Consider the following 10174-nt stretch of genomic DNA (forward strand, 5'->3'; position numbering starts at 1 on the left):
CCGTCGGCGACCACCTCAGGCTTGAAGGGCCACTTCTTGCGATCAAAGACGACCGAGGTACGGCTGACCGGCGAGCTCGCCGCGCTGCGCGATTGGCGCGTAGCCGGCGAAGTCGGCTGGTGCACCGGACATGTCGTCCTGCTCGGAGTAGGCGCCGACGGTCAGCGCGTTCCACGCCTGCGCAGGGTCCTCGACCGGTTCGACATCGCTTCGATCAAGGTGATCGTCAGTCGCAGCGAGATCGCGGATGTTGCCGGCGGAGACCACAAACAGGCGCGGTCTGCGCGGCTCGTCGCGATCCAGGTAGGTGAACTTCGGGTCGGTGTCGTCGATCGCACGGCCGAACGACAGTGCGTCGATGGTTGCCGACCACGACGTCGGTCGTCCTGCGTCGGTGTGTTCGGCCGGATCCGCTTCGGCCGTCGATGAGACCGGGCGCGGCGCGGTGACTGCCAGCATGAACACTCGAGTGCGATCGGCGGACTGAATCTCGGGCAGGTCCACCGATCGCGCGATCATCGCGCCGTACAGGTCGCGGTCGTTGTCCCCGTGGTCGGGCAGGAACTTCACCGACTCGAGGCCGTGGCGCAGTCTGACTGGTTGGGTGCTGACGATCGCGCCGTGCAGGTCGCCGTACAGCGCCAGCCCGGCCATCTCGGTGCCGTGGGGGTGGAGGGGCTGCACCCGCCAGCGCGGGTCGGCCACATGCAGATCGCTCTCGTTGATCGAGTCGACGAGCAGAGGGTGTCCGGCCTGGATTCCGGTGTCCAGCAGGCATACCACTGGTGCGTTAGCGTCGGCTGCCCGCAAGCGGTTGCGTAGATCTTCGACCCAGTCGGCCTGCTCCATGGCAGGGAGCTCAGCCAGCAGGTTGGCGACGTCGTGCGGTCCCTCAACTCGGACAATGTCGTCGAGCGCTTCGAACGCCGAGGCCAGTTGGTCGGCGGTCGCGTGCAGGAGCACGACGGTCCTGTCCCCGAAGCCCAGGTAGTGCTCGCTTGTTCGCAGCTGAAATCGCGCAGTGAAAGCGGCGAATCGGTCACGCGAGTGCCCGTCGCGTCTGCGGAGCCACACTTCCCACCAGAACGTCTGCGACGCCTCGCTGGGGTAGGGTCCTCCGGGTCTGTCCAGAGCTCTCGGGTGGTGGCTCGGCGGATCGACTGGATTCCATCGACGAGCGTGGCGTTGCGCGCTCCATCTGTGCTGGCCGTCTCGACGTACGCGGTCAGGCGCTTGGCGAAGTACTCCTTCTTGCCGTCCGGGATGTACACGGTCGCGACTTGAACGCTGCCGCTTTCCCTCTCGTCCTGTCGCACAGCTACAAGTTCGGGTTGGTCCCCCGCTCGTTGCGGGTCCAGGCTCTCCAGGGCCAGCTCAAGGCCCAGGAACGACTGGAATGTGACGTAGTTGCCTTCCGTCTCAGGCTCATCGGGCGGGGCGGTGAACGCTTGCTCGAGCTCGCGGGTGAACGACTCCGTGGCGTCGCCGGTTGCGCCAGTGCTGCGACCAGATCTCCAGTCGGGATGCGGGTCCGCCCGTTGAGGACTTTGCGCTTGGCAGCGTTCTCGGTCGCCGTGGCGATCTCCGCGTGGCTAAGCCCGCGCGCCGCCGGGACTACCGGGGCCAGCTGACGTTGCCAGCATGGAAGGACGCCAGTCGGTTGCCGATGACCGCTCTGATGCTCTCGTCATCGGGAAGCGCGAAATCCATGATCGTGTCGAATCGCCGATACAGGGCGTTGTCCAGCAGCTGCGGGTGGTTGGTGGCGGCCACGATGACGCTCTCGGACGTGTCCTCTTCCAGGAACTGCAGGAACGAGTTCAGCACGCGGCGGATTTCGCCGACGTCGTTGGGGGCAGCTCGGTCGCCGGCGAGCGCGTCGACCTCGTCGAACAGGTACACCCCCGGGTCTCGACGAGGGCGTCGAATATCAGGCGCAGCTTCGCGGCTGTCTCGCCCATGTACTTCGTGATGATGGTGTCGAGCCGGATCGCGAACAGCGGAAGCCCGAGCTCGCCTGCGATGACTCGCGCCGTCGAGGTCTTCCCCGTGCCGGGCGGGCCGATCAACAGCAGCCTGCGTGCCGGGTGCAGCCCGTGCCGGGCGAGCATGTCCCGTTGACGTTGTTCGAGCAGGACGTGCCTCAGCCGCTCGGTCAACGCTGCGGACAGCACAAGGTCCGCCAAGCGTGCCTCGGGATAGCTGACAGTCAGCAGAGAGCCCAGCTCCCCGCGTGGGCGCGCGAAGGGCACCACGGCAGCAACCCGCGCCTGCGACGTTGTTCGCTTGCGTAGTTCGTCGACGAGGTCGCGCAGCTCCTGCGCAAACCTCGACTGCCCGGCGCGAGCAGCCTTGGCGGCCACCTGCATCGCGACCGCGTAGAACTGAGTCGTCACCATCGGCGTGGCTCTTCACCAGTGCTTTGAGCTGGTCATTGGTCGCCACGCCGTCACCTCCTCCGCAGCTTTCGGCGCCGTGACCAGGGTTGGTCGGCGTCACGTTCAGGATATCGGTTGCGGATCGCGGCCGGCCGTCGCCTCGCTGTCGGGCTCTGTCGTATGGACGCACCACCCGGACGAGGCCGACCGGTGTGCACGGCAACCGCCTCGCGCCGCGGGCGTGCCTGGGCGCGTGGCCTGGACGGGCAAGTACAACTTGTGGCCGACGTGGTCGACGCAGACCTTCCCGCCGCGGAGGACGCTCACCGAGATCGGAGTCGTTGTTAAAAGGCATCACGTCGCAGCCCCGACCCGCCAGATCGAGAACAGGTGATGGTCGGTCCAGTGGCCGTAGTCGTAGTGGCCGACGCGTGATCCGCCGGCCTCGATGGTGAGCTGCTCAGCGGGGTCGAAGACGATCATCACGTGGCCGACGCGGTTGGGGCCGAGGTAGCTGTCGGTGAAGATCAGGTCACCGGGCCGCTCCTGGCCGAGCGGCACCCGGTAGCCGTTGCCTTGCGCGACCCAGTTCTGCTGGGCAGCGGCAGTGCGCGGCAGGGTGATGCCGATCTGCGCGAACGCGGCCCGGGTGAACGCCGAGCAGTCCCATGCGGAGGGCCCGTTGGCGCCGTAGACGTACGGCTCGCCGAGCTGGGCGGTGGCGAACGCCAGGACGGTCGCGATCTGCTGGTTCGGCAGCTCGGGCAGGGCGGGGTTGCCGACGCCGCCGATGCCGCAGTCGGACGGGTCGCCCGCGACTACCCCTCCCCCGTACGCGGCGGCGTAGTACAGGACGTCGTTCACGTACCAGTCGGCGTGGTTGTACGCGAACAACGCTCGTCGCACGCCGTCGACGCCGGCGGTGACCCCCGACGCGGTCAGGTAGTTCGCCGCGCTCATCACCGAGTCGGCGTCGTTGCCGATGTTCGCGCGCCCGTCGCCGGATCCGTCGACGCCGTACCGGGCCCAGCTTTCGGGCATGAACTGCATGAGCCCCTGCGCGCCGGCTGAACTCGTCGCGCGGGTGCGCCCGTGGGCGGTCTCCTCCATGCCGACGCCCGCCAGCAGGGTCCAGGGCAGGTGGTACCGGTCGGAGGCAGCGAGGTAGAGCACCTTGACGGCGTCGGGGATGGTCGCGGCCGGGTTGCGCAGCGACGCCAGGCGAGGTGTGCCCGGTGCCGGCAGCTCGAAGCCGAGCCCACCCTCGCCGGCCGGATCACCGTCGGTGAGGACGACCGCCTTGGCCGAGGCTGCGTCGGAGACCGTGCAGGCCGCCTGGACGGCCCCGCCGGAGACGGTGGACACGATCGCCGCCGCGCCCATCAGAACCAGCGCGACCGGCATGACGAGGGCCACCACGATCCCGGTTGCGAGGACCTTCATGACCTACGCCGCCCCGGCGATGGCCTCGTTGGTCCACGTCAGCTGCTGCTCGACCGGGTGCAGCCGCGTCTCGACCTTGTACGGGTGCTCGCCGACCATCCACAGCGCCCGGCCCTTGCGCTGCATCGCCCACCCGGTGATCGCCGCGGTCGCCTGCGGGCCAAGGCCGAGCATCGCGTCCAGGTCGCGGGCGATCTCGGGCTTCTGGCCGTGCAGGATCTTGATGTCGGCGAGGTGCATGAGGTCCCGGGCGATGTTCGCGGCCTGGGAGCCGACGTCACCGACGGTGAGCATGTCGGACGGCTTGTGCGCGTTGGCCCACTGGATGTCACCGCCCTTGCCGGCCACGCCCCGCGACAGGCGGAAGTCCTCGTCCAGCGACTTCACGGCGTCCACGCCCAGGCGCATGATCTTCCACACCTCGTCGCGCACGACGACGCGCAGGTCCCCCGGCGGGGCGATCTCGCGCATGCCCCGGCCCCAGGAGTTCAGCGCGAGCAGGGCGATGCCGATCGCCTCGTCGCCCAGCGGGCTCAGCCGCGACAGCGACAGGGACTGGATGGGGGCGGTCCAGTCGACGGCGATGTTCGTGTGGTCGTCGAACAGGCCGGCCAGGGCCCCGGAGACGAGTTGGCCCAGGGCGTCGCGCAGCAGGCGGCTCTCGTCGAGGAACTGCTGGCGGGTGGCGAAGCGGCACTGGTCGACGAGGGTGTCGCTGGGCTCGTCGAGGTGGTGCCACAGCTGCGGGATCGTCGTCTCGGTGAGGGTCGATGAGGCGTGCGCGTAGCCGGTGAGGTCGCGCAGTGCGGTCTTGACGATCACCTCCTCGGAGGGGCCGAATGGGACGCGTTGCTCGCCGATCCGCTGGCTGCCGACGAGGCCGCGGACGAGCGTCAGCCAGCGGGAGAAGACGATTGCGGCGCGCTGCTGTGCCTGCCGGGCGTTCAGCCGGTCCCAGCCGTCGCCGAGGGTCCGAACGCCAGCGGGTTCACCCGTGCCGGCATGCCGGGGCCGAGGGCGATGGGGTCGACGCCGAAGAATCGGCACAGCGGCTCGTACTCGTCCTTCGGGTCGCCGAGGATGAGGATGCGGTAGCCGAAGTCGGTCATGCGCAGGGCGAACGCCTTCGTGGTGGCGGACTTTCCGGTGCCGGGCTTGCCCATGGTGATGACGTTGGCGTTGGTGACGGGGATGTCGTCGCGCAGCACCCAGCCGATCGGGTCGGCGTAGAACGCGGTGCCCGACATCGTGTCGGCGCCCATCTGAGCCCCGGTCTGTGGCAGCCCGGGGCCGGCGACGAACGGCCAGAACGCCCCGGCCTGGTCGGAGGTCATCTGGTAGGACACCACCGGCGCCGACGCGGGTGCCCAGCCTAGGCCTCGTCGTCGGTCGCCGCGCGCCCGCACGTGCCGGAATAGCCTGTCGGGCGAGGCGGCGGGCGGCGTAGCGAGAGCGGCGGGCAGGTCGTGCCCGAAGTCGGCGAGGAGCCGGGAGACGTCCCTGCCCGTCGTTGCCGGCCGGGGGCTCACGCGTCCCCCGTCCGCGTCAGGCTCACGCCGAGCGGCACGACGGAGGCGGCGAACGCAATGTCGTGGCTGACGTCCAGGCGCAGCGGGGCGAACCCGGCGCGGCGGATCGCTGCGTCCAGGCGGCGCCCATACTCGGCGACGCGCACTGTCTTGGGCACGGTGACCGTACACACCGCGTACGGGCGGGTGACCGCGCTGCCGCGGGCCTGCTTGATCTCCAGGGATCGCACCTGCGCGGCCGCGTCGTGCATCTTCGTCGTCGAGCGCATCCGGGCCCGCTCCCGCAACCCCTGACCCATGTCGGCGGCCCACTCGCGCGACGCCGTCTGCCGAGCGGCCTTGGCCTGGCTCAGGATCGGGAAGGCGACGAGGAAGCTGCGCCGCTCCCCCGGCTCGGTCGGGGTCAGGACCGGAGCGAGCGCACCCAGGACGGCGCCCTTGACCGGGAGCTTGATGGTGGCGCTGATCGAGTTCCACGCGTCGTGGCTGTAGTGCCGGGCGACAACGTCGGCGCCCGATGGGCCGGCCATGGCCCACGGGACGTCCGCGGTGACGTCCTCGCCGTTTGCCGCAGCGAGGAGCGCGTCGACGATCCCGGCGCGGTCACCGGGGGCGAACCCGGTGCGGCACGCCACGGCGAGCTCGGGGCTCGTCAGCCAGGTCACGGCTACCGCGCCGAGGCCGCCCTTGAGCTGGGCCTCGACCTCGGCCATGAGCCCGTACATGACCTGGGCGCGTCCCTCGACCCCACGGCCGGCCTCTCGGGCCGCCTTCCCGATCCGGGTCTCGGGCACGACGATCGTCACGAACGCCTGAGTGCGGACCGACGCCTGCGTCAGGACGCGCTGCAGGTCGTCGTTGATCGCCCGGACCTGCGCCGGCCCGTCGGGGCGGCGGTGACGGCGGATCCACTCGTCGCGCTCGGCGCCGTCCTCGGGGACCGTGCGCACCAAGAGCAGGACCTCGTCGATCAGCTCGGTGCGTCCCGCCTGGTCGATCAGGTCGGCCAGGCCCTTGGCCATCCGCGCCCGGTCGTCGACCCCGCGCATGCCGATACCCGGGTGGACGATCGCCGCCGTCGCCGCCCAGGTGCGCGCGACGTGGTTCTGGATCAGGGCTACCCGCGCGGCGTTCAGGCCGACGGGCGGCCCCTCGTGGATCTCGACGCCGGTCAGCGACCCCGGCAGATCGACGCCTCCGAGGTCGTCGGCCTGCCCGCGCGAGGCCTGGGAGCGAAACCGGGTCCAACCGCCGAGCCCGCCGATCGCGACGGCCGTGCTGGCCAGCAGCCAGCCCAGGGCCGAGCGGCCCCGCACCGGGACGACAGTCACCACGGCGACCACGCCGGCGACCAGGAGAAGGACGGCCGCCGACGCCCACGCTCGTCGGCTCAACGCCCAGAGGACAGGCAGGACGCAGACGGCCAGCACGGCCGCCTGCCAGCCTGTGAGCCCGAACGGGAACCAGCCGATCCTGGCTCGGGAGTACTCGCTGTAGACCTGGCTCACGGGCAGTCTCCTCTCTCAGACGACGACCGCGGCGACGGCTGCCTCGGGCGCTGCGGCTGCGCCGCCTCCGGCACCGCCGGCGGCGCCGGCCGTCGGGGATCCGCCGACCGGGGGCTTCCCGGTGGCGCTCGGGCTGGGACCGAAGCCGGCATCGTCGTCGGGCCCCGAGCCATTGATGTCCGGGGTGTCCTCGTCGCGCGAGCGTCCCTGTTGACCGGGCCGGGAGCGGCTGCCGGAAGAAGTCCGGGATGTAGGTGTTGTGGCCGACGCCCATCTGATTCGTCAGGTCCGCACCGAGGGCGGCACCCTGGCTCCCCAGGCCCTGCGCCATGCCCCAGCCCTGCGCCAGCACCTGACCGCCCGCGCCGAGGGCGCCGAGAAAGCCGCCCGCCGAGCGAGCAAACCGGTCGTTCGTGGCCGCCTCCGTGTCGGCCTCCCCCTCCGGACTGCCCGGAGGCGTCGCTGCTGGAGGCTGCATCCGAGGTGTTGGCGCCGTCCGCCCGCCCGTTCAGGACTCCTTGCCAGCCGCCCTGGGCGGCCAGCCCGGCGCGCATGGCCGAGCCGGAGCTCGTCCCGGGGTCGACGAACGCGAGCAGCTTGAACAGCGCCAGCGGCGCGAAGCTGCCGACGAAGATCCAGCACGACGCCCGGGACGGCAGTGCCGATCGCCGTCTGCAGGGAGTCGGTCATCGACAAGGCCACGCCGCTGGTCGCCTTCACGCCCAGACCAAGCATCAGGACCATCAGGACGGGCGTGAACGCGGCGGCCAGGAACCAGCGGAACGTCTTCCAGAACCAGGACCGTCCGCCGTCCCAGACGAGCCCGGCCGCGGACACCGGATTGGTGGCGGCCAGCACCATGAGCGCGGCCGCGCGGGCGAGCATGACCAGCAAGTGCGCCACGGCCGCGAACACGACGAAGATCCCCAGAACCCCGAGGACCGTCGCGACGGTGCCGTCCGTGAGGTCCGCGGTCGAGAACCCCGTCCACGGCTGCCACGCCGACATTGAGTCGACGCCGAGCAGCGACTGCGTCAGCGCCCTCGTGAGTCCCCCGGCGGCGGCGAGGATCGCGACGGCGAAGACGATCCACATCACCCACACCGCTCCGAACTGGCCTACCCCGAGCAGCACCCGGCCCACGCTCTGCCCGTCGCGGCGCACCCCGGCGATGCCGAGCTGCACCAGGAACAGCAACAGCACCACGGCGCCGGCGATCCAGAACGTCGCGCCGTAGAGGTCCCGCATCGGGCCGCCGGCGCTCAGGTCGGGCACGAGGAACGCGTCCTCGATGGTGAGGGCGAGCTTGAGCAGCCACAGCCCGGCATTCCAGATGCCCAGCATCGCGGCGGTCCACCCGTCGGCGACGACACTGGCGGCAGCGTTGCCCAGGGCAGCGAAGGGGTTGAGGTAGTCCGACCAGTTCATACCGACCTCACTTCGCCGCGCTCGTCGTCCAGGTGCGCCACCCGGCGGCGGCGGCGAGATCGGTCCCAGGCCAGGTCGATGGCGCGGGCGCCGGGGACGCACCGGGCGCGATGACCCAGCGGTCGGCGGCCCACTGCGGGCGTTCGCAGTACCCGTACGCCGCGCGAGCTTCCGTCACGACGGTGACCGTGACGTCGAGCAGCACGCAGGCCACCACCCAGTCATCCTCGTCGCTGCCCTTGATCTGCGCGGCCACAGGGACGGTGACCACCGAGGTGCCGGGTGCGTCGATGTGCCGCCCGGCCTCGCTGGCCAGGAGGGCCTGGACCGCGGCCATCAGCGCCCACTCCTCGACTCCCGGCGCCCCGGGCGCGGACCAGTGCTCGTGCGCGGCTCGCACCTGCGGGATCGACATGCTCTGCAGAACCGTCGTCGCTATCGCGGCGAGCTGGCCGACCGCACCCTCGGGGTGCGATCGAACCCCGTCGGGACCTCCGCAGGGCCAAGACTCGTCGCCGCGGGCACCACGATCGTCGGCGCCGGGCTGGCGGCCGGGGTGCCGCCGCGCGGAGTCGTGCGGGGTCACCCGCAGCATCGGCGCAGCGGCGATGGCGTCCCGGCGGGCTGGCCCGCTCGGCAGCGCGTCGACGACCACCGCGGCGCGATCGTCCCCGTTGCCCCTGGACGCGACGGCGCCGTGCACGGCGTAGACCAGCCCGACCAGGCCGCTCACGACGACGAGGACCAAAGTGACGACGATGGCGAGGAGCCTTCGCCTGCCCCACTGCGGGGTCTCGTCGGGAAGCGCCGACATCACACGCAGCCCGCGCCGGTGATACCCGCGACCATCGGCGGGACCACCATGTACGCGATTCCGGAGATGAACATCATGACCAGCGAGACGATGCCGGCCTTGCTGGCATGCGGCAGCGAGAACACCCCGCCCGCCGACGATCGCCCCGAGCCCGACGATCACGCCGATGCCCAGCAGGATGAGCACCCCCCACATCACGTAGCCGGTCATCTGGTCCGCGTAGGCCTGGGCGCCGGGCGGCGCCACCGGGCAGACGGCGCGCATGGCGGTGCCGAGACTGTGCGCGGCGAGGATGCTCATGAGCTTCCCTTCTGTGGATGTCCGGCAGCGCTCACGTGGCGCAAGACGTCGCGCGCGGCCGTGACGAGCGCCGGTGGCAGCGGCGCGGAGTCGATACCGCGCAGGGCGAGCCGCTTGTCGTGCGGGACCGCGACCCACCGCCCGGTGCGGTGCTGGTCCCGCGTAGCGGTGCCCATCGCGGCTGTCAGCGCAGGTGGCCATCAGCGCGGGTCCAGGCCGCGCACCACGACAACCGGTCAGTTGGATCGAGCAGGGTGAGGGCGATCTCCAGGCGACGGAGCCCCGGCACGGTGGCTGTGTGCCGGCGAATACGAGCTGCGGCGCTGCGTCCACGGTGGCAAGCAACCAGCCGTGAGTCGCGCGCAACTGCCCAGCTGCCAACCGACGTCCAGCACGCTCGGGACCGTGCCGGTGGCCGCGTCGTCGGGCAATGGCGGCTCGCCGGCGCGCTCACACGGAGAAAGCTCGGTCGGGTGAGATGGACCTGGTCCCGACGTCCGGCGATCCATCCCGAAGAGGTCGTCCCCAGCTCGGCGGTGGCCGCTCCCGCCAGGCCCGACGCGGAGGGCGAGCTGCACCCGATGACACAGGCCGGCGAGGCGTGGGTGGCGATCGCCAGCGCGGGCTCGTCGCGCCGGCCTGGGGCAGGCGGCCGACCACGGGCAGAACACTCTCCCCGGACGCCCGAAGTGGGCGTCTGTCACCCTGGAAGCTCGGTCGGCCTGGGCGCGGCCTTCGAGTCCGTAGGTCGCGGCGCGAGGAACTGCCCCTCCT

Annotated in this window: 8 protein-coding genes and 1 pseudogene; all 9 read right to left on the reverse strand. The window is 71.1% G+C overall.

The window, feature by feature from the left end; translation table 11 throughout:
- Nucleotides 1-42: 42 nt before the first annotated feature.
- The 9 genes and pseudogenes from LJB74_RS00090 to LJB74_RS00135 all read right to left on the reverse strand — a co-directional run bounded on the left by LJB74_RS00090 (nucleotide 43) and on the right by LJB74_RS00135 (nucleotide 9576).
- Nucleotides 43-963: a S8 family peptidase gene (locus LJB74_RS00090; RefSeq protein WP_259306619.1), complete on the reverse strand. Its 921-nt coding sequence runs from the start codon at nucleotides 961-963 to the stop codon at nucleotides 43-45.
- A gap of 651 nt (nucleotides 964-1614) precedes the next feature.
- A pseudogene (locus LJB74_RS00100) lies at nucleotides 1615-2399 on the reverse strand (AAA family ATPase).
- 333 nt (nucleotides 2400-2732) lie between these two features.
- A complete protein-coding gene (locus LJB74_RS00105) occupies nucleotides 2733-3821 on the reverse strand; it encodes a bifunctional lytic transglycosylase/C40 family peptidase (protein ID WP_259306622.1) in 1089 nt (362 codons plus the stop codon).
- A 3-nt stretch (nucleotides 3822-3824) separates the two neighbouring features.
- Entirely contained in the window at nucleotides 3825-4643 is an 819-nt protein-coding gene (locus tag LJB74_RS00110) for a hypothetical protein (RefSeq protein ID WP_259306623.1), read from the reverse strand.
- A gap of 122 nt (nucleotides 4644-4765) precedes the next feature.
- The gene (locus LJB74_RS00115) at nucleotides 4766-5155 is read right to left on the reverse strand and encodes a hypothetical protein (RefSeq protein WP_259306624.1); all 390 of its coding nucleotides are present in this window, start codon (nucleotides 5153-5155) and stop codon (nucleotides 4766-4768) included.
- Nucleotides 5156-5346: 191 nt separating this feature from the next.
- Nucleotides 5347-6858 (reverse strand): SCO6880 family protein, encoded by a 1512-nt coding sequence (locus tag LJB74_RS00120; RefSeq protein WP_259306625.1) that lies wholly within the window; start codon nucleotides 6856-6858, stop codon nucleotides 5347-5349.
- Nucleotides 6859-7140: 282 nt separating this feature from the next.
- Nucleotides 7141-8286 carry a type IV secretion system protein gene (locus tag LJB74_RS00125; RefSeq protein WP_259306626.1) on the reverse strand — a complete coding sequence of 382 codons (1146 nt, stop codon included), beginning with the start codon at nucleotides 8284-8286 and terminating at the stop codon, nucleotides 7141-7143.
- Nucleotides 8287-8293: 7 nt separating this feature from the next.
- On the reverse strand, nucleotides 8294-9400 hold the full coding sequence (locus tag LJB74_RS00130) for a hypothetical protein (protein ID WP_259306627.1): 1107 nt from the start codon (nucleotides 9398-9400) through the stop codon (nucleotides 8294-8296).
- Entirely contained in the window at nucleotides 9397-9576 is a 180-nt protein-coding gene (locus LJB74_RS00135) for a hypothetical protein (RefSeq protein ID WP_259306628.1), read from the reverse strand. The genes LJB74_RS00130 and LJB74_RS00135 overlap by 4 nt, the downstream gene beginning before the upstream one ends.
- Between the last annotated feature and the right edge of the window lie 598 nt (nucleotides 9577-10174).

The sequence above is a fragment of the Cellulomonas sp. P24 genome, from assembly GCF_024704385.1.
Taxonomy (GTDB): Bacteria; Actinomycetota; Actinomycetes; order Actinomycetales; family Cellulomonadaceae; genus JAJDFX01.